General features: G+C 61.3%; 15 protein-coding genes. 7 read left to right on the top strand and 8 right to left on the bottom strand.

Annotated elements, in window-relative coordinates:
• The first annotated feature begins 82 nt into the window (after positions 1-82).
• The 3 genes from RHIBR816_RS0112825 (at position 83) to RHIBR816_RS0112815 (ending at position 3,428) form a co-directional block, all read left to right on the top strand.
• On the top strand, positions 83-1,033 hold the full coding sequence (locus RHIBR816_RS0112825; protein ID WP_018236952.1) for a LysR substrate-binding domain-containing protein: 951 nt from the start codon (positions 83-85) through the stop codon (positions 1,031-1,033).
• A gap of 396 nt (positions 1,034-1,429) precedes the next feature.
• Positions 1,430-2,392: a proline/glycine betaine ABC transporter permease gene (locus tag RHIBR816_RS0112820; RefSeq protein ID WP_018236951.1), complete on the top strand. Its 963-nt coding sequence runs from the start codon at positions 1,430-1,432 to the stop codon at positions 2,390-2,392.
• 10 nt (positions 2,393-2,402) lie between these two features.
• Positions 2,403-3,428, top strand: a complete 1,026-nt coding sequence (locus tag RHIBR816_RS0112815) for a glycine betaine/L-proline ABC transporter ATP-binding protein (protein WP_018236950.1) — start codon at positions 2,403-2,405, stop codon at positions 3,426-3,428.
• Between the two features lie 119 nt (positions 3,429-3,547).
• Here RHIBR816_RS0112815 and RHIBR816_RS0112810 read toward each other — a convergent pair whose 3' ends face one another.
• On the bottom strand, positions 3,548-3,892 hold the full coding sequence (locus RHIBR816_RS0112810) for a gamma-glutamylcyclotransferase family protein (RefSeq protein WP_018236949.1): 345 nt from the start codon (positions 3,890-3,892) through the stop codon (positions 3,548-3,550).
• A 106-nt stretch (positions 3,893-3,998) separates the two neighbouring features.
• Positions 3,999-4,493, bottom strand: a complete 495-nt coding sequence (locus tag RHIBR816_RS0112805; protein ID WP_026186927.1) for a GAF domain-containing protein — start codon at positions 4,491-4,493, stop codon at positions 3,999-4,001.
• Positions 4,494-4,718: 225 nt separating this feature from the next.
• On the opposite strand from RHIBR816_RS0112805, the gene RHIBR816_RS0112800 reads away from it, so the two are divergent.
• A complete protein-coding gene (locus RHIBR816_RS0112800) occupies positions 4,719-5,300 on the top strand; it encodes a glutathione S-transferase N-terminal domain-containing protein (protein ID WP_018236947.1) in 582 nt (193 codons plus the stop codon).
• Entirely contained in the window at positions 5,297-6,154 is an 858-nt protein-coding gene (locus RHIBR816_RS0112795; protein ID WP_018236946.1) for an alpha/beta fold hydrolase, read from the top strand. The genes RHIBR816_RS0112800 and RHIBR816_RS0112795 overlap by 4 nt, the downstream gene beginning before the upstream one ends.
• Before the next feature lie 179 nt (positions 6,155-6,333).
• On the opposite strand, the gene RHIBR816_RS0112790 is transcribed toward RHIBR816_RS0112795, so the two are convergent.
• Both RHIBR816_RS0112790 and RHIBR816_RS0112785 read right to left on the bottom strand, forming a co-directional pair.
• Positions 6,334-7,338, bottom strand: a complete 1,005-nt coding sequence (locus RHIBR816_RS0112790; protein WP_018236945.1) for a GlxA family transcriptional regulator — start codon at positions 7,336-7,338, stop codon at positions 6,334-6,336.
• The gene (locus RHIBR816_RS0112785) at positions 7,335-7,895 is read right to left on the bottom strand and encodes an isochorismatase family protein (RefSeq protein ID WP_018236944.1); all 561 of its coding nucleotides are present in this window, start codon (positions 7,893-7,895) and stop codon (positions 7,335-7,337) included. Before RHIBR816_RS0112785 ends, RHIBR816_RS0112790 begins: the two co-directional genes overlap by 4 nt.
• A gap of 277 nt (positions 7,896-8,172) precedes the next feature.
• Here RHIBR816_RS0112785 and RHIBR816_RS0112780 point away from each other — a divergent pair, with 277 nt between their 5' ends.
• On the top strand, positions 8,173-8,988 hold the full coding sequence (locus RHIBR816_RS0112780; RefSeq protein ID WP_026186926.1) for a class I SAM-dependent methyltransferase: 816 nt from the start codon (positions 8,173-8,175) through the stop codon (positions 8,986-8,988).
• A gap of 288 nt (positions 8,989-9,276) precedes the next feature.
• Positions 9,277-11,109, top strand: coding sequence for an alpha/beta hydrolase (locus RHIBR816_RS0112775; protein ID WP_026186925.1), 1,833 nt, complete (start codon positions 9,277-9,279; stop codon positions 11,107-11,109).
• A 205-nt stretch (positions 11,110-11,314) separates the two neighbouring features.
• Here the strand turns inward: RHIBR816_RS0112775 and RHIBR816_RS0112770 are convergent, their stop codons facing one another.
• The 4 genes from RHIBR816_RS0112770 to RHIBR816_RS0112755 form a co-directional block, all read right to left on the bottom strand.
• The gene (locus RHIBR816_RS0112770; protein ID WP_018236941.1) at positions 11,315-11,788 is read right to left on the bottom strand and encodes a hypothetical protein; all 474 of its coding nucleotides are present in this window, start codon (positions 11,786-11,788) and stop codon (positions 11,315-11,317) included.
• 995 nt (positions 11,789-12,783) lie between these two features.
• The gene (locus RHIBR816_RS0112765) at positions 12,784-14,088 is read right to left on the bottom strand and encodes an HlyD family type I secretion periplasmic adaptor subunit (protein ID WP_157628166.1); all 1,305 of its coding nucleotides are present in this window, start codon (positions 14,086-14,088) and stop codon (positions 12,784-12,786) included.
• Between the two features lie 115 nt (positions 14,089-14,203).
• Positions 14,204-15,991, bottom strand: coding sequence for a type I secretion system permease/ATPase (locus RHIBR816_RS0112760; protein ID WP_018236939.1), 1,788 nt, complete (start codon positions 15,989-15,991; stop codon positions 14,204-14,206).
• Between the two features lie 25 nt (positions 15,992-16,016).
• Positions 16,017-19,013 carry a calcium-binding protein gene (locus tag RHIBR816_RS0112755; protein WP_018236938.1) on the bottom strand — a complete coding sequence of 999 codons (2,997 nt, stop codon included), beginning with the start codon at positions 19,011-19,013 and terminating at the stop codon, positions 16,017-16,019.
• Positions 19,014-19,034 lie beyond the last annotated feature (21 nt).

Below are 19,034 nucleotides of genomic sequence, written 5' to 3'. Positions count from 1 at the left end.
ATAACCAAATGCAAAAGTCTCACGCGGCAGTTGACTATTATGCTAGCGTGCGGCGTTCCTATAGATCCGGGAGTTGGGCCAAATGGTTCGTAGGTTCTACGACCTTCCGTCACTCACTACGCTTGCCGTTTTCGAGGCGTCAGCGCGCCATCTAAGTTTCAAACTGGCGGCAAGCGAATTGAACGTGACGCCCGGCGCGATCAGCAGACAAGTAAAGGCGATCGAAGAAGAGGTTGGCGTGCCGCTGTTCGTGCGGAACGCAAAGGGCGTCGCGCTCACCCCGGCAGGGGAAGAGCTGTACAGTGTCTTGGCGAGCGGTTTTTCCAAGGCGTCGGATGTCGTGCGCGCCATCAAACGCGGCGACCGAGCCCGCAATGTAACGATCGCCTGCAGTGACGCCTTCGCGACCATGTGGCTGATCCCGAGAATGCCGGATTTCTGGCGGCGATACCCGGATATCGCGGTCGATCATCTAATTTCCGACAATGCCAAGGATTATCGGCGAGCTGAGGTGGAACTGCGGATACGCTACGGTTACGGTGCATGGCTCGACGAGACGGCCGAATTGCTGTTCGACGATATGATTTATCCCGTCTGCGGGCCGGGGTTTGCGGCAAGACACGAGGGCGTGACCGCCGCAGAGCTGGCGGAATTACCCCATCTGCATGTGGATTGGGCCGATCCGGACTGGGCAGGATGGGAAGAGGTGCTGTTGCGGGCCGGGATTCCCCACGCGCTCAGCAGTGGCCGGAGGTTCAGCAAATTCAGCGTCGCCGTGCAGGCCGCCATGGCGGATCAAGGTGTCGCCGTAGGCTGGGATCGGCTGGTCCGCCATCTCATTGACGACGGGAAGCTTGTCAGGCTCACGGAGCTGACGATCCCGGCACCGGGCGCGTACTACCTGACGACCAACAACAACCGCGAACTGTCTTCCGCGGCCGGTGTTCTTCGGGATTGGCTGCGCGAGGTGGCCGAACAGGAACGCAAGATCGCGCCCGACCAAATGGCCTCAGCCAAACGACATGCTTGGTGAGGCGAGCGACAGCGTGTCCGGCGTGATACCCAGGCCCGGTCCGGTCGGTACCTGATGCTTCCCCCTCAATGCGGACGGGGTGCTTCTCGTCATAATTGCCTTCGATAAAAGGCCGGGCGATCCAACTTCCCTCGAACTTTGTCCGAGCGACGGTCGCACCGACTTGCGGCCGCGGCGATGATGTCGCCGCCCGAGACATCGTCGCAGGGAGGCGGCGGGCTGCGCCCCTCGCAAATATCCCTGACCGCCCTCCTCGATGATCCGACCGAATGGCGCTTCGATCGCGCGACGGCAGCCGAAATTAAGTCACGTGTGACGCTACTTTTTTGCGCCGGGTAACCAGGTCTCGATGTGATATTCAGGAGCATAAGCAAGCACTAACGAAAGAGGGAACAGATGGCAGAATGCGGATATCTCGATCCTTTCGCCTGTGGAAAGCTTCCGCTTGCCGACTGGATGACAGACGGCCTGCGCTGGGCCGTCGACAACTACCGCCCGTTCTTCCAGGCTGTGAAGGCACCAGTCGATTCAATGTTGCTGTCCTTCACCGCCGCCTTGGGAGCCGTGCCTCCGATGGTGGTGATCTTGGTCGTCGCGCTCGTCTCCTGGCAGATAGCCGGAGTGAGGCTCGCCCTCGGACTTACCGCCATTTTGCTCTTTGTGGGTTTCATCGGCGTGTGGCCGGAAACGATGCTCACATTGGCGATCGTCCTGACCTCGCTGCTCTTCTCGCTCGCATTGGGCATTCCGCTCGGCATATGGGCCTCACGGTCGGAAACGCTCTACGCGGTCCTGCGGCCGCTCCTTGACGGCATGCAGACCATTCCGGCTTTCGTCTACCTGGTCCCGGTGGTGATGCTCTTCGGCATCGGCAACGTACCCGGCGTCATCGTTACCGTCATTTTCGCCGTCGCACCTGTGATCCGACTGACATATCTCGGGATGAAACAGGTTCCTGGCGACGTGATCGAAGCGATGCGCGCCTTCGGCGCCACGGAATCGCAGCTCCTGTGGAAGGCGCAACTGCCCCTGGCGATGCCGACGATCATGGCCGGCGTCAATCAGACCCTTATGATGTCGCTGTCGATGGTGGTGATCGCCTCGATGATCGCTGTCGGCGGACTTGGGCAGATGGTGCTTCGCGGTATCGGCCGGCTCGACATCGGCATCGCGACCGTCGGCGGCGTCGGGATCGTCGCTCTCGCGATCGTGCTGGACCGCCTGACGCAGGCGCTCGCCAAGCCGCGGAAGAAAGGCGAATGGCTCAGCAGAGGCCCCATCGGGCTCGTGCGCTCCGTGGCCAGAACGTCCCGGACGGATTCAGCACAGCAATTGCCGTCGTCGGCCATCAAGAACTGAGGAGTCCAGCATGACTGATGCGGTCATCGAATGCAGGAACGTGTGGAAGATTTTCGGCGACAAGTCGAAAGAAGCGCATTCGGCGGTCACCGAACGCGGCTTGAGCAAGAAGGAAATCCTGGAGCAATATCGCTGCGTCGTGGGCGTAGCGGACGTCTCCTTCACCGTCGGAAAGGGCGAGATCTTCTGTATCATGGGGCTTTCCGGGTCCGGAAAGTCCACGCTCGTTCGCCATATCAACCGGCTTGTCGAACCGACAGCGGGCGTGATCCGCGTAGCCAACCAGGACGTCAACGCCCTTGAAGGCCCGCAACTGAGGCAGTTGCGCTCGCAAAGCGTGGGCATGGTGTTCCAGAACATGGCTCTGCTGCCCCACCGGACCGTCATCGACAACGTCGCCCTGAGCCTGGAACTGCGCGGCATGACCCGGGCTGATCGCCACGATATCGCGCTCGAAAAGCTGCGCCTGGTGAGCCTCGACGGCTGGGGCGACCGTTATCCCGATGAGCTTTCCGGCGGCATGAAGCAGCGGGTGGGGCTCGCCCGCGCGATGGCTGCCGATCCCGAGATTCTCCTGATGGACGAGCCATTCTCGGCGCTCGATCCTCTCATCAGGCGGCAGCTTCAGGAGCAATTCCTGGACCTCTCGAAAGTCCTCAACAAGACGACCGTCTTCATAACGCATGACCTCGACGAAGCGATCCGGTTGGGAACGCATATCGCCATCATGAAGGACGGCCGGTTCGTGCAGGTGGGAACCGCCGAGCAAATCGTGACGGAGCCCGTCGATGACTACGTCGCCGATTTCGTGAAAGGAATCTCCCGCCTGGAACTGGTTTCCGCCGGCAAGGTAATGCAACCCCTTGCCGACGGGCAGTCCTCAGCACTCTTCGGTCCCTCCGTCCTTGCGACAGACAAACTGTCGAAGCTCCTGCAGGTCGCGAAAGAGCACGATGGCGTTATCACCGTCTCCGATGGCAAACGGCCCGTCGGCGTGATTTCACGATACGATCTCCTGAATGCGGTCAGCGGATGAGTTTGAGGTTAGCAGCTTCCCCAAACTTGTCGGGTCACCTCCTGTTCCCGGCAAGTCCCTTCGCTGGCAATGACCCCGTCATTGCCAGCATTTTCCTTAGAACGGTGAAGGCGATACGGTCAGGCTTTGATGTAAACCCAAGCCTTGGTCCCGGATGCCAGAATGGTCTCAACCCGCTTGTAGTCCGAAACTTCGTAGGCGTCGGCAGCCGCCAACTCCGCTTCGGTAATCTGGAAGACAGTGCCTGAAATGGCGTCCGCAGGATCGGACGACGGCACGACGATCGGATGGTATTTCTCGCCGCTCTTTGCGATGACATCGGGATCCGTGATCTCGACCAGCTCCTTCTTGAAGCCGGGCATCGCATCCCCGCGACCCACCAAGAGGCGGCCAAAGGATGCCATCTGGACATTTTCCTGCTGAAGAGTGCCGTATGAGAAAAGATGGATGTGATCCCGGTCCATTATGGGTTCCAATCGATTCAGTTATTGCCGTCCGTGAAAGCCCAAGTCGAATAGTGCCCGCCTCGCCGCAGCATCTGGAGGGATGAATTTCCCGCGGTCGATTGGCCTATTCGAGATCGCTCGCTGCGACGTAGATCGCGGCAAGCGCCTCGAACCCAGCCTGGTCGTCGGCATCGAACCGGCCGGGGATCGGGCTGTCGAGATCGAGCACGCCAAAAATCCTGTCGTCCTTCATCAGCGGGATCACCAGTTCCGAGCGGGAGGCGGCATCACAGGCGATGTGTCCTGGAAATGCGTGAACATCCGGAACCAGCATGGAGCGGGCTTCCACGACGGCGGCGCCGCAAACGCCCTTGCCGGCGGCAATCCGCACGCAAGCGACTCTCCCCTGAAACGGGCCGAGCACCAGCTCGCTATCGGATTTCAGGAAATAAAAGCCCGCCCAGTTCAGATCGGGCACCAGATCAAAAACCAATGCGGAGAGATTTGCGGCATTGGCGACCGCATCGCGCTCTCCCTCAAGAAGCCCGCGAAGCTGACCGGCGAGCTCGCGATAGAAGGTGTCCTTGTCGTCCTGAGCGATGGTTTTCGTGACATACATGATGCAGTCCTCCATGCTTTCGAAGGACTATGCCATCCGGCAAACAAGGACGCTACCAGACCCCTCCTCATCGCCCTGCAAACAATGGAGCGACGGTCTCAAGGATGATCGACAGGACACGTTGGTCGTCCTTGACGTGATGCCTAAGCCGCTTGCATTATCGCAGCGATATGTCTATTCTGCAACCAGTTGCAAATAGCAATCACTCGAGAAGGAGTCGGATCGATGAAGCTATACTCTGCGCCCGGTTTCACCAGCTTGGCCGACCATATCGCGATGCTGGAGGCAGGCATCGAGTTTGACGTGGTCAAGGTCGACATCGAGACTAAACAGATTGAAGGGGGCGGCCGCTACACCGACATCAATCCGACGGGCTATGTGCCGGCCCTTGCGTTCGACGATGGCGAGGTGCTGACCGAAAATGTCGCGATCCTGGCATGGGTCGCCGATCGCACACCTAAGCTGGCGCCGCATGGCCATCTGGGCCGTTACCGCTTGCTCGAGATGTTGAGCTTCATCGCGACCGAGATTCACAAGCGGTTTCCCACCTACCTGTCGCTTCCGGAGGAAGTCAGGGAGCCGACTGGCCAGCAAATAGTACACTGGTTTGGCTTCGTCGCGGGCCGATTGGATCGGGGCTATCTGTTCGGAGAGACCTTTACGGTCGCGGATGCCTATCTCTTCCAATTGGCGTGGGGTGCGGTGCAACTCGGGTTCCCTCTGCCCGAACCGTTTGGCGATTACATCGCGCGGATCGAACAGCGGCCTTGGGTGCAAGCCGCGCTGCGCCGGGAGGGCCTCGCATGAGTGAACTCGTGATCCGCACTGATGGGGTCGAACTCGCGACGCAGGGCTTCGGCAATCCAACCCATCCACCGCTACTTCTCATCATGGGCGGGATGGCGTCCATGCTGTGGTGGCCAGACCAATTCTGTTGTCGGCTTGCCGAGCGGGGCCGTTTCGTCATCCGCTATGACCAGCGCGATTCCGGTCTTTCGACGAAATATCCCCCCGGTCAGCCGGGCTACACCTTCGACGACGCCGTCGATGACGTTTTCCGAGTGCTCGACGGCTACGGGATTTCGAAAGCCCATATCGTCGGCTTTTCCCTCGGCGGCATGGTGGGCCAGGTGGCTGCGCTGAAGAGGCCGCAGCGCGTTTCTTCCCTGACGGCGATCAGCACCTCACCGGTCGGAGTGGACACGTCCGACCTTCCGGCCAGCGGCGAGGATTGGATGGAACATATGTCCGTGGAGGCGGACTGGTCGGACCGCACAGACACGGTCACGTACCTGGTCGAGGACGCCCGCCTGACGGCGGGGACAGCGCATCCGTTCGACGAAGCCGGGACCCGCGCCTTCATCGAACGGGATTTCGACCGGTCCGGAGGCTATCTCAGCGCGGTCAACCATAGCGTCCTCTTCGAGGTCGGCGAGACATGGCAGGGCCGGCTGAACGAAATGAAGGTACCGCTTCTCGTCATTCATGGCACTGCCGATCCGGTTTTCGCAGTTGAGCACGGCGAGGCGCTCGCGCGCGCTGTAACGAATGCGAAGTTCATGAAAATCAAAGGTGGAGGCCACGAAATTCATCCCGGAGATTGGGAAGAGATCATTTCCTCTATCGACGAACATGCCAGAGCACGAACGTCCGCCGCGTGAACGAGACAAATGCCAAGGGAGGGTGGCAATAGATCGTGCCGATCGCAGATTCTCGGCGGATTTGAACAGAAGCCGAAGGGGACAGTATGTCGTTTACCGTACATTTCGATCCACCGTGCATCTTTCCTTCAGGGGATCGCGCGGCGAAACCTAACGCATATTGTTTTCACGACAATGCACTAAACGTCCTCCAATCTCTCCCGGCGATAGCGACTTGGCGGCGCAGCGTTGTGCTCGGCCCAGACCCGGCGCAAATGCCGGGTCGAGGAAAAGCCGGCGCGTTCGGCCACGCTTTCCATGTCGAGACGGCTCTGGGCGAGCAGGTCGCGGACCAATGCTACACGCATGGTGTTGACATAGGCCGTCACCGACAGGCCCGTATGTTCGCGAAAGAGCCGCGTCATGTGACGTTCGCTCAGCGCCCCGAGTCGCGCCAGATCGCCAAGCTTCCAATCGCGCGCGGGATCGCCCATCACTGCGTCCTGGATGCGGTGGATCGCCGGATGGATGTGATTTCGCCCGGAAAGCCAGGGCGACAATTGCGGATCCGAGCCGCTGCGCCTCAGATAGATCACCATGCGCCGGGCGACGGCAAGCGCAACTTGCGCGGAGGTCAGGCGTGCCACCACATGCAGCATAAGGTCGATGCCGGTCGAAATGCCGGCGCTTGAAAAACGGTTGCCGTCCTCAACATAGAGCCGATTCTCCAACACCGATGCGGATGGCGAAATCGCTCGCAATTCCTCGATGCAATCCGAGTGCGTCGTGCATTGTCGTCTGTCCAGCAGGCCGGCCGCAGCGGCGAGCAACGCGCCGGAGCAGATCGTCACCAGCCGGGTATCCGTGGTCACAGCCTTGCGCAGCCAGTCGCGCAAGTGCTGCAACTGAGGGCAAGCATTAAGTTCGGCTTGCCCTACCGAGAGACTGCCGGAGATAACCAGCATCGCCCCCGGCGGGAGTCTTTTCGGCAATGTCTCCAGACCGTCCAGCCTGAGCCCGATCGAGGTCGTCTGGCCTGGCGTCGCAGAAATGTAGCGGCAGTCGAAGCGGAGTAATTGCTGTTCGAGATTGGCGTAGCGCAGCACTTCAAGCGGCCCGGCGATGTCGATCAGCAGCGCCTCCGGCGGCACCAGCGTGTATACCGGAATGATCTGCGGTTCGTTTGCCGGGCCGGCCCTGCTCATGCGGCGAGCGCCTTTCTTCCCAGCGCTTCCTCGACCGTCGCGATCCGGGCGAAACGGCCGGAAAGCATCAGTTCCGTGCGTTTGCGGATCGCCGCGGCATCGAAGGTCTCCCCCGAGGCATGGGCCATCGGGAAGGTCAGCGTCGCTTCCGAGACGAAATCAACGTCCCAGCCGAGGTCGGAGGCATGTCGCGTGGTGGTCTCGCAGCACTGCTCAGTGCGGATACCGGAGATAATCAGGCGGCGGATGCCGTTCTCCACCAGCCAGACATCAAGGCCGGAACCGACCAGCGCCGAGTGGCGATGCTTGTGGAACGTGACGTCGGATTCGAGCCGCAATTCCTCGAGTGTGCGCACATAGCCGCTTTCGAGCGTGAAGGGCGCCTCGTCATCGACATGGAAGATCCGCACGATCGGGATGCCTGCGGCACGCGCGCCGTCGATCAGCGCTTGCTGGCGCTCAAGATAGAGAGGCACCTCCGCTGGATCCCAGTAAGGTCTCTGGCGGAAGGATTCCTGGGCGTCGATGACAAGCAGCGCCGATTTCTGTTCGGACATTTCTCGTACTCCTGAGTTTTGACGATAACCCAGGATAGCGCTTGCGATACAGGGGAAAAGCACGTCTTTGGACGCATTGCGGACATATCCGGCCAACTTGAGGGGGAGTGCTGTCTCCATCAGCCGATCATGGGTGCTACGCGCCTTTTTGCTGCAGAGCCGAGCGTTTTTGCCTCTGCCTCCTGTTCTCGATGATGGGGGGCCTAGGGCGAGAAGAACGTTGCTGCCGATGCGGCAGACAGAGTACCCTCTGATGCCGGGCACCTTGGAGGAAGCGATGCAACGGGAGCAAATCCGCCTCACCGGCGCAAGGGAGACCCTGCTGATCACGCTCCAAGCCAAGGCAACCGAGAGCGCCATGCCGGATTCGCTGCTGCGCGACCGCTTCGCCGCAGATGCCTTGCACCGTATCGATCAGGGCAGTCGGCACCTCACGGTTGGTCACGACATGACCATCGGCATTGCGCTGCGCGCCTATATGCTTGATCGCTGGACGGAGGCGTTCCTTGAGCGCTGCCCGGAGGCGACTGTTGTCCATCTCGGCTGTGGTCTCGACAGTCGTGTCTTCCGGATCGATCCTGGGCCGGGAGTTCGCTGGTTCGAACTGGATTTCCCCGATGTCATCGCCTTGCGTCAGCAGATCTATCCCGACCGTAGGGGCTGCGCGATGATTGCCTGCTCGATCGTCGAGGACGGCTGGATTGCGAAACTTCCTGCCGACAGGCCGGCCATGATCGTCGCCGAGGGCGTCCTGCCCTATTTGAAGGAATACCAGGTTGCGCAGGTTCTGCGGCGGATCGCCGGCCACTTTCCCTCGGGCGAAATAGCCTTCGACGCCTATAGCAGTTTCGCAATCCGACTGTTGCGCTTCAATCCGGCAATTCGCGCCACCGGTGCCTGTCTCCATTGGGCGCTCGACGACCCGGCAGAGATGGAGCGGCAGGTACCGGGGCTAAAGCTCATCGAGGATCGGTCGGATTGGGACACCGGACAGGTGGCGCGGATGTCACCGCCCGCCCAGATCGCCCTGCAGCTGTTCAGCACCATCCTCACTCCCTATCGTATGGGGCGCCTGGTTCGGTATGGTTTCTGAGACGTTCGCACCATAGCCAGGCAGCGCCGCGCCTCCAGGAGACCGAGGAGCTTGAGCTCTTCTGTGCGAGTTGATGTGCCGTCCGAAGGCGCAAGGCGGCCTGAGCGTTCCCATCGAGACCCGCTTGAGGGGGTCCCGAAAGGCTGACTTGCACAGAGCCGAGAAGCAGCGCACCATCATAAATAGTAAAACTTCCGTCTCCTGCTCCGATCGAGGACATTCGTTATTCCCGGTTGGCGATCGGGCGGCATCAACGACTGCGGTGGCAAGGCTGAATGGAGTTTCGCGATGAAGACGTTTGACAGACCAGGTTTGGCCGCGGACCGAGCGGCGGAAGCAAGGTCGATCAACGCGATAGCGGCTCAATCGACGCTGCCACACGAAGACGAGGTCTCGGGCGGCGAAGCATTCCGGGCGATCGATCGGATGCGTGAGGCGCTGAGTGGAATGGCGACGGGAGGTCTTTCTCCTGCCGCGTTGACACTCGCCTTTTTCGACTGGTCGATCCACCTCGCATCGGCTCCGGGCAAGCGCATGGAACTCGCCGACAAGGCAGGACAGAATTGGGGCCTTCTGCTGGCTTACATGGCCGCAGCCGCCACGCGTCCGGACGCGCCGCCCTGCATCGAGGCGCTGCCGGGAGACAACCGGTTTCGCGCCGAGGGCTGGCAAAAGCAGCCCTACACCGTCTGGGCGCAGAGTTTCCTGCTGTGCCAGCAGTGGTGGCACAATGTCACGCGCAACGTGCCGGGCATGACACCGCACCACGAGGACGTCGTCTCCTTCGCCGCGCGCCAGCTGCTGGACATGTTCTCGCCGTCCAACATTCCCTTTGCCAACCCGGAAGTGATCCACAAGGCAATGGAGACGGGCGGGGCGAACTTCACGCAGGGATTCCGCAATTGGCTCGAAGACGTCGGCCGGCTGGCGATGAAGCAACCTCCGGTCGGGACGGAAGCGTTTCGCGTAGGAACCGATATTGCGGCCACGCCTGGAAAGGTCGTCTACCGAAACCACCTGATCGAGCTGATCCAGTATGCGCCCGCGACGGAAGACGTCCTGGCCGAGCCAATCCTGATCGTGCCTGCCTGGATCATGAAATACTACATCCTCGACCTTTCACCGCATAATTCCCTGATCCGCTATCTCGTGGCGCGGGGCCACACCGTTTTCTGCATCTCCTGGCGCAATCCCACAGTGAAGGACCGCGACCTTACCCTCGACGATTACCGGCGATTGGGAGTGCTGGCCGCGCTTGATGCCGTCAGCGCCATCGTCCCCGAACGCAAGATCCACGCAACGGGCTACTGTCTGGGAGGGACGCTTCTGGCGATCGCCGCGGCCGCGATGGCGCGCACCGAGGACCAGCGTTTGGCTTCGGTCACGCTGTTTGCCGCCCAGACGGACTTCTCCGAACCTGGCGAACTGGCGCTGTTCATCGATCACAGCCAGCTGCATTTTCTCGACAGCATGATGTGGCATAGTGGCTGTCTCTCCGCCGATCAGATGGCGGGGGCATTTCAGCTGCTGCGCACCAACGATCTCGTGTGGTCGCGCCTGGTCCATGACTACCTGATCGGCAAACGCACCCCGATGACCGATCTCATGGCGTGGAACGCGGACCCGACCCACATGCCCTACAGGATGCATGCGGAATATCTGCAGCGCCTCTATCTCGACAACGAACTTGCCGCCGGCCGTTTCATCGTTGACGGACGCCCGGCTCACCTCCAGGACATCCGCGTTCCGATGTTCGTCGTCGGGACGGAGCGAGACCATGTCGCACCGTGGCATTCCGTCTACAAGATTCATTATCTCACCGACACCGACGTCACTTTCGTGCTGACCAGCGGGGGGCACAATGCCGGCATCGTCTCCGAGCCAGGCCATCCCCGGAGAGGGTTTCGCATCGCATTGACACGTGAGATCGATGCCAGCGTCAGTGCGGACGAATGGGCCGCGGCAGCCACGTCGAAGGACGGCTCATGGTGGCCGGACTGGGTCGAGTGGCTTGCCAGCCATTCAGCGCCCGAACGGGTGGCGGCGCCGATCTTCGGCGCCCCGAAAAAAGGCTATCCCCCGAGCGATGATGCGCCCGGCACCTATGTGCATCAGCGGTAACGCCTTTATCCAGGGGGATCGGCACCGGTTAGCTAAAGCAATTCCAAGAAAAGTGTTGTAACGGTTTTCCGTCCGGAATTGCGTAATTTCAAAGAGTTGGATCATTTCACCGGTTCAATGAAACGATGAAATGCTCTAAAGACAAGCGAAGCTTAGTCTCGTCGATCCGGCGTACGGCGCCGTCGGCTTGTCTCGGAAAAGAGGGTCAAAGAGGTAAATCGGCCGAGCCGTTGTGAAGCCGTGTAGGTGCACGGTCGTGCCCATGCGGCCCGTGATTTTCGCTCAGGTCACGAATGGGCGTAGCGGCTGCGAGTGCGAGATCGAGATGCTTTGTCCGGCGATCCAGCGCGCCAAGAAAGTCGTCGACCCTCGTATGGAGGTCACGGATGTCCTTCTTCATTTCTACCTGGAAGCGCTCGTCCCTCCGCCGCCGGAGGCCGCCGATCGCGACGACGGTTGCCATTCCGAAAAGAAGCAGGGCGAATACGGACTCTCCCTGGCCCACCACAAACGAGAGCAGAAGACCGAGGACGAATGCCTCGACAATGCTGGCAGTGTTACGGGAATACAGAGCGATCAATAGCGGCAAAGCAATCATCGAGGCAAGGACGAATGAATTGTAGGGTTCCAGATACGCGACGAGCGAGCCTGCCCACTCTGTCGCTGCTGTAAAATCCATCTTCGACTTTTCCACCGCGCCCACCGTTGTCCTGCTGTATCGTTCTTACAAGCGCTCCGTCTGCAGCCGAAAAAATAGCAGCGAACTGACTGGGCTGTCCTTGATGATACCGTAGTCTGTTGTTTCGCACAGCGTGCAAAGGGCGAATAGGCGATTATTTCGTATTACATCCAAATTGCTACCGGCAAGAAAAATTCCGAACGGCTTTGTTATATAGCAATCCTCACCAGTGGATATACAAAGGTGAATACTGATATGTCCCACAAGGTTATCTAAACAATTCTTCTGCGCTGTCGTATGATTGCCTCTTCAACGCCCAGGTGAGGGACATGCGGAGCGTCAATGCTAAAGCCAGATGAACTTGCACCGCCATCGGTTATCCTGCTCATGGACGACCTGCGCCTTCGTCGTGCCGCGGTTGAATCCTTGCTGACGCCTTGGGCCGAAGGCTTCGGCGCCATCATCGAGCTGGGGCAAATAGCCAGCATCGAGGGCACGGCGAAACCGCTTGGCGACCGGGCCATGATTCTGATGAACATCGGCAACGTATCGGTATTCCGCGCGGGGCTAGACGTCTCGCTCCGGCAATTTGTCGACCGAGCTATGGGGATACCTGTCGTTGTCATGTCCGATCGCAGCGACCCCGGGGAGATGGCCCGAGTATTCGAGGCCGGCGTGAGAGGCTTCGTGCCGACTAGCATCACGCCGGAACTCGCGCTGAAAGCGCTTACCTTCATTCTGAACGGCGGACACTTCTTTCCGCCGTCTGTGCTGCAACCGACGTCGCGACGCACTCGGCACACACTCTCGGCTCATAGCTCGGATTTCCCTTGCAAGCCAAGCAAAGGTTCCACTATGCGGTCAGGTCCGAACCGCGCGCCACGCATGCGGCCAGTTCTCATCCGCTCCTTGCGGGTGCCTGCACGCTCCCCAGGTCAACATCGCGCCAGACGACCGGAGGTCGCAAGACGGGTACAGCTCTCTGGTCAACGACCTCAGCTTTCCCGCAAGCCTCTGCGAAAGGCCGCACGGAAAGGTTCGACCAAATAGTCGAAGGCGGTTTGCTCGGCCGTTACGACCAGGACCTCCGCGGGCATTCCCGGAACCAGGACAAGTCCCTTGTCGAGCGAGGAAAGCTCGCCATGCGACACCTCCACGCGCGCGAGGTAGTAGGCCTGACCTGTCGCCTCGTCGACGATGCGATCGGCAGAGAGGCTTCGGACCACGCCTTTCACGCGCGGCAGGCCCCTGCTTGAAAATGCGGTGAGGTGGACAGTCGCGGTAAGCCCCACCGTCACGACATCGATATCGCCAGGAGCTATCCGCGCGTCGATGAGCAGCCGCTCCTCGGTCGGTACGATATCGAGGATCGGTTCGCCGGCGAGGACGACGCCGCCGACCGACTTGAAACGTAGGTTCACGACCTTACCGCTGACCGGAGCGGTCACAGTCGTTCGATCCAGAATGTCCTGGCTTGCATTGAGGCGTTCGGACACACTGGCGAGCTCTGCGCGCACTCTTTCGAGCTCCGTCGAGGTTTCCTCAGAGCGCGCGGCGCGGAGTGAGATGCGTTGGGTCGAGATCTCGCCGATCTTCTGCCTGATCTCGGCGATCGAACCGAGATACCGACCGCGTTCGCCCTGGAGGGCGGCTTGGAAGCGCTGGAGCGTCAGCATTTCTGGTTCGGTGACAAGGGCCTTGCGGAGCAGCTGCGCCTTTCCCGCGAGCTCCTTCGCGATAAGTTCGATCTGTCGCTCGGCGCTTTCCACTTGTGCTTTCAGGGCGCTGATTTGCTCCCTGAACTGGTTCTCCCGGTCGTCGAGAACCTGCAACTGAGCCGCGAATGACGCGCGGCGCATTTCAAAGATCGAAATCTGCCCCTGAACGACCTCGCGCAGCCCGCGATCGCCCTCGGCCAACATTTCGTTCGGAAAGAGGACCGCATCGTTGCCCGCCTGTTCCGCAAGCAAACGCAGGCGCGTTGCCACAAGGGTTCTCGATTGCTCCAGAAGCAGTTCGTTCGCCGCGGCCGCCTGAGTGCTTTGAAGGACTACGATCGGCTCGCCGGCCCGCACTAAATCCCCGTCCCGGACTTTTAGCGCCTGGATAATGCCGCCTTCCAGGTGCTGGACGGTCCGCCGGCTTCCGTCCGGGCTGATGATGCCGGGAGCTATCGCTCCGGCCGCGATCGGGGCAAGCAGCGACCACGCAAGGCCGCCGAGGACGAATATGACGATCACGGCAAAACCAAGCCGGACCGGACCCTTGACCACCTCGCGCACCGTGAGTGGTTCCGGCAAGATCTCTTGGCGTGGCGTCCTATTACCCGGAAGCGCAACTACGTTCGACCTGCTGTTTGTCACGGGATTGCCTTTCCATTCGAGGATTGAGAGTTCAGCGAATCCTTGTAACGGCTTATTCGCCGAGCATTTCAGTGACGCGCGGCATGCGTACTGGAGCCGCGCCGACATCGCGCAGTTGCGGCTCTAGGTGCTTTGACGCGGCGCCCGCCAACCGAAGCCTGCCGAGGACATCCTCGCGCGGGCCGAAGAGTTCGACGCGCCCTTCACGGAGCAACAGGATTTTGTCGGCCTGGGCCAGGGTCGACGGGCGGTGGCCGACAATCATGAGGGCGGCGCCGCGCTCCTTCAGCGCCCTTACCGCGGCGGCGAGCGCTGTCTCGCCGGACTGGTCAAGGTTCGCGTTGGGTTCGTCCAGGATGATGGTCTTGGGATTCCCGAACACGGCGCGCGCCAAGCCGATGCGCTGCCGCTGGCCACCTGACAACCGGGCACCTGCATCTCCAATCGGCGTCTCGTAGCCCTGCGGGAGGCGCTGGATCATCTCGTGGGCGTGCGCCAGCATCGCTGCCTGAACGACTTCGTCATCGTTCGCCCTCGTCATGCGCGAGATGTTATCGCGGACGGAGCCGGAAAACAGCTCCACGTCCTGCGGCAGGTAGCCGACATAACGGCCCAGCTGTTCTGGGTTCCAGTGGTGGAGTTCGGAGCCGTCGAGCCTGATTTCTCCACCCGACGGTGCGGCAATTCCTGCAAGCAGGCGGCACAACGTGCTCTTGCCGCTGGCCGATGGTCCGATCACCGCCAAGGCCTCGCCAGGCGTCAGCCGGAAGCTGACATTGTCTATCACGTGCGCCTTGGTCGCGGGCGCGGAATAGGAGACATTATTGAGGGAAATGTACCCATAGGGTTCGGGCAAGTGTATCCGCTGGGCCTCGGCGGGGATGGCCTGCAGGCGAGATTTTAGGCGATCATAGGCAATCCGGGTCGACAAGAAATTCCGCCAGCTTCCCATCGCGAGCTCGATCGGAGCGAGCGCTCGGCCAAGGAGAATCGACGACGCGATCATGGCGCCGCCAGTCACTTCGCTCTGCAAGACAAGATAGGCGCCAAGCCCGAGCGTGGCCGATTGGACGAAGAAGCGTAGGAACTTGGTGACCCCAAGTATCGCGGCGCTGCGTTCCGCCGAGGAGCGGGTTGCATCGAGCGAGGAACCGTTGCTCGCCCGCCACCGTTCGAGCAATCCGGGGAGCATTCCCATCGCCCGCACCACTTCGGCATTGCGGATCGTCGCCTCAGCTTGTTGGAAAGCCGCTATCTGCTTGGTGCTGGCGGCCTGGGACGCACGCCGGGTCGTCAGTTCGTTGAGCAGGCCGAGCAGCACCAGCAGCAGTGCGGCACCGACGGCAAGGATTCCCAGCGCAGGATGGAGCAACCAAATCAGGGCGAGGAAGACGGGCGTCCACGGCGCGTCGAAGAGCGCCGTCAGCCCTTGCGAGGACAGGAAGGACTGCACCTGGGCGAGATCGCGCAGAGGCTGTGCTCCGGCGTTGTCGCCGACCAGCCGGGCACGCACGCCACCCGAGATCAGCACTGGCCCTAGCCTGTCGTTCAGCCAGCATCCCATCCTAATCATCACCGAGCTGCGCAGGCTGTCGAGCACGCCCAGGACGAGTAGCGCACCTCCGGCGAAAACCGTCAGCATAGCGAGCGTCTCTACCCGGCCGGACACGAGAACGCGGTCGTAGACCTGCAGCATGTAAAGCGGCGACGTCAGCATCAGCAGGTTGATGGCGAAGCTGAATATCGCCAGCACCAGGAGAGACGAACGAATCTGTCCAGTCGCGTAGTCCAAATCCGTCTTGCTGCGCCGACGCTTGTCGGCCGATGCTTTTGCGGCCATTCCCAATCCCCTTATTGGTTCGGTCTCAGGCGATCAGAGCCGGATCGATGAACAGGTCGTTCGCAATGAGCGTATTGAGCGCCGCGGCCGCCTGGGCCTGGCTGACCGAGCCCTGGGCGCCCAATGCGACGTATGTCTGGTGGGTGCTACCAGTAAACCGGCCGGCCCATGTTGCCACGCCGCCGATGCTGATCGCGGTGAGCGCAATGCCCCCTGTTGCGTTGAGACTGTTCAGGAAGAGATCTTCACCGGTTTGATAGTCTGCAATCACATTGCCCGCGCCGCCGAGAATCCGGAACGTATCCTGACCGGCCACGCCGCCATCGGCGATTCCATCGCCGTACATGACCTTGGCCCCGGTTCCCGTTGCCGAAATATTATCGGCGCCGCTGCCACCCCGCATCTGGTCACTGCCGGAACCGCTGACCAGCTTGTTGCTCGCCGTGCTTCCGAACAATTGATCGTTGAAATTCGACCCGATGACGTTTTCCATCTGCAGGAGCAAATCTCCGTCGGCTTCGCCCCCTTGGCTGAGACTTCCGGACGTTCCGCTGAAGAGGCGCGCCAACACTCCGCCCGTGGAGGCGGAATAGTCGATCATGTCGATGCCTGCTCCGCCGATGATGAATTCTGCGATCCCGCCCGCGGACGAGCCGCCCGCACCGCTGCGGAAAGTGTCGTTTCCGCTGCCGCCCTCGAGGCGGTTCACGCTGCCATTGCCGACCAGAAGGTCGTCGAAATTGGAGCCGATGAGATTCTCGATCGTACTGAGTTGGTCGCCTTGCGCATCGCCGCCGACGCCGAGCGCCGCGCCCGTATTGTCGAGGACGATTGTGACGCCGGCGCCGGAGGTCTGATAGAAAGCGGTGTCGGTTCCAGCGCCGCCAATGAGCACGTCCGCGCCCGCGCCGCCTATCAGCACATCGTTTCCCGCGTCACCATCCAGCCGGTTGGTGGCCGATGCACCAAATAGCTGATCATCGAACGCAGAGCCAATGATGTTCTCCATTGTGACGAGAACGTCGTTCTGCGCGTCGCCACCGGTCGAAAGCGCCCCACTGGTTTGACTGTCCGACAACCTGGCGATCACGGCAGTGCCTGAAGTCGAATAGTCGGCCGTATCGATGCCTTCGCCGCCGATGAGGAATTCGGTCCCCGTGTTGGTGCCGCCGCGTATAAAATCGTTACCCGCACCGCCGTCGATGCGGTTCGTCAGGGCGTTGCCGATCAAAGTGTCGTCAGCGCCCGAGCCGGTCAGGTTCTCGATCGAGGTCAGTATATCGCCTTCGGCGTCACCGCCGACGCCGAGCGCAGCGCCCGAGTCGTCCAGCGTTATCGAAACGCCGGCAGCGGACGAAGAATATTCGGCGGTGTCTGTCCCGATACCGCCATTGATGAAATCCGCGCCGCCGCCGCCCATGAGGGTCTCGTTGAGTTCGCCGCCGTTCAGCGTGTCGATGAAGGCCGAGCCGATGATCCGCTCGATGAGCTGAAGCATATCCCCCTCGGCATCGGAACCGGTCCCGGTTCCGATTGCCAAGGGATCAACCACGGTCGTATTCAGGTTGATGGTGACGCCGGCCGCTGAGGTCGAGTAGTCGGCGGTGTCGAATCCGCCCTGGCCGATGATCTGGTCGGCCCCGGCGCCACCGGTGAAGGTGTTGTTGTTGCCGTCGCCGACCAGAATGTCGTTTTGGCTCGAGCCGGTGATGCTCTCGATGTTCACCAGGACGTCGCCGACCGCCGCGCCGCTGACTGCGCCAGTTCCCAGATTGATGCCGACGGCCCCGCCAGTGGCATAGCTCACGGTGTCGTTGCCCGCGCCGCCATCCATCTGGTCGGCTCCGTTGCCGCCCATCAGAGTATCGTCGCCGTTGCCACCGTCGAGGATGTCAGCCCCGTCACCGCCATCGAGGGAATCGGCTCCGGCCCCGCCGAGCAACGTGTCGTCGCCGCTGCTGGCGATCAGGTTGTCATTGCCGTCGCCGCCGTCAAGGGTGTCGCTGCCGATCGAGGCGTTGAGGAAATCATCGCCAGCACCGCCGCGCAGGATGTCATTGCCAAGGCTCGCGACTAATGTGTCATTGCCCTCGCCGCCGTCGAGAATGTCGTCGCCGTCGCTGGCGTTGAGGAAATCATCGCCATGACCGCCACGCAGCACGTCGTTGCCGAACCCACCATTGAGCGTGTCGTCGCCGCCGCCGCCGTAGAGGCGATCGTCGCCAAAGCCGCCATCGAGGAAATCGCTGGCCCCCGCCTGATCCTCTTCCACCTCGTCCGGGACGCCGTCCATGTTCTCGTCGTCTGGCACACCGTCCAAATTGACGTCGACCATGTTGTCGCCGATCAGGAGATCGTTGCCGTCCATGCCGCGCAGGATATCCTCCCCGGCGTTTCCGACGAGCTGGTTGTCGATCCCGTTGCCGCTGAGCTGGTCATCTCCGGCTGAACCGATCAGGTTCTCGATACTGCTCAGCGTGTCGCCAGCGGCGTCGCCTCCCGAACCGCGCGATGTCCGGCTGGGGTTCGACGGAAGCGAGACCGTGACTGCAACGGCGGAGGTGGAATAGTCGGCGGTGTCGATGCCCGCCCCACCGTTGAGCATATCCGCGCCAGCGCCGCCGCGCAGGATATCGTTGCCCGCATTGCCGTTCAGTATGTCGCTGCCAGCGCCGCCGTCGAGAAAATCATCGGTCCCGGCCGCGTTCAGCTTGTCGTTGCCAGCGCCGCCGTCGAGATAGTCATTGCCCGTGCTTGACGCTGCCACGGTGATGTCGTCGTTGCCGTCGAGGCCCTCTATCCGGAAGCTTCCATCGGCCGCATGGGTATAGCTGTTACCGTTGTTGTCCAGCTGGACGAGGCTATAGGCGGGCGACGAAAGCAGTGCGGACGTCGTGGCGAGGCTCGTGAAGGATTCCTGTGCCGCCGGACCGTCCTTGGCGGACAGTGTATTGACCGATGGCGATGCGCTGTTGTGGGACGATACGGTAGACGACCGACGGGAATTCGAACTGCGAGCCATTCTGCCCTCCTATATGCCGAT

Source organism: Ensifer sp. BR816 (genome assembly GCF_000378985.1).
Taxonomy (GTDB): domain Bacteria; phylum Pseudomonadota; class Alphaproteobacteria; order Rhizobiales; family Rhizobiaceae; genus Sinorhizobium.
This window is presented reverse-complemented; position numbering and strand designations above follow the sequence as displayed.

Coding starts and splice junctions, on each gene's coding strand:
- RHIBR816_RS0112825 (WP_018236952.1), top strand. CDS start 83: ATGGTTCGTAGGTTCTACGACCTTCCGTCACTCACTACGCTTGCCGTT.
- RHIBR816_RS0112820 (WP_018236951.1), top strand. CDS start 1,430: ATGGCAGAATGCGGATATCTCGATCCTTTCGCCTGTGGAAAGCTTCCG.
- RHIBR816_RS0112815 (WP_018236950.1), top strand. CDS start 2,403: ATGACTGATGCGGTCATCGAATGCAGGAACGTGTGGAAGATTTTCGGC.
- RHIBR816_RS0112810 (WP_018236949.1), bottom strand. CDS start 3,892: ATGGACCGGGATCACATCCATCTTTTCTCATACGGCACTCTTCAGCAG.
- RHIBR816_RS0112805 (WP_026186927.1), bottom strand. CDS start 4,493: ATGTATGTCACGAAAACCATCGCTCAGGACGACAAGGACACCTTCTAT.
- RHIBR816_RS0112800 (WP_018236947.1), top strand. CDS start 4,719: ATGAAGCTATACTCTGCGCCCGGTTTCACCAGCTTGGCCGACCATATC.
- RHIBR816_RS0112795 (WP_018236946.1), top strand. CDS start 5,297: ATGAGTGAACTCGTGATCCGCACTGATGGGGTCGAACTCGCGACGCAG.
- RHIBR816_RS0112790 (WP_018236945.1), bottom strand. CDS start 7,338: ATGAGCAGGGCCGGCCCGGCAAACGAACCGCAGATCATTCCGGTATAC.
- RHIBR816_RS0112785 (WP_018236944.1), bottom strand. CDS start 7,895: ATGTCCGAACAGAAATCGGCGCTGCTTGTCATCGACGCCCAGGAATCC.
- RHIBR816_RS0112780 (WP_026186926.1), top strand. CDS start 8,173: ATGCAACGGGAGCAAATCCGCCTCACCGGCGCAAGGGAGACCCTGCTG.
- RHIBR816_RS0112775 (WP_026186925.1), top strand. CDS start 9,277: ATGAAGACGTTTGACAGACCAGGTTTGGCCGCGGACCGAGCGGCGGAA.
- RHIBR816_RS0112770 (WP_018236941.1), bottom strand. CDS start 11,788: ATGGATTTTACAGCAGCGACAGAGTGGGCAGGCTCGCTCGTCGCGTAT.
- RHIBR816_RS0112760 (WP_018236939.1), bottom strand. CDS start 15,991: ATGGCCGCAAAAGCATCGGCCGACAAGCGTCGGCGCAGCAAGACGGAT.
- RHIBR816_RS0112755 (WP_018236938.1), bottom strand. CDS start 19,013: ATGGCTCGCAGTTCGAATTCCCGTCGGTCGTCTACCGTATCGTCCCAC.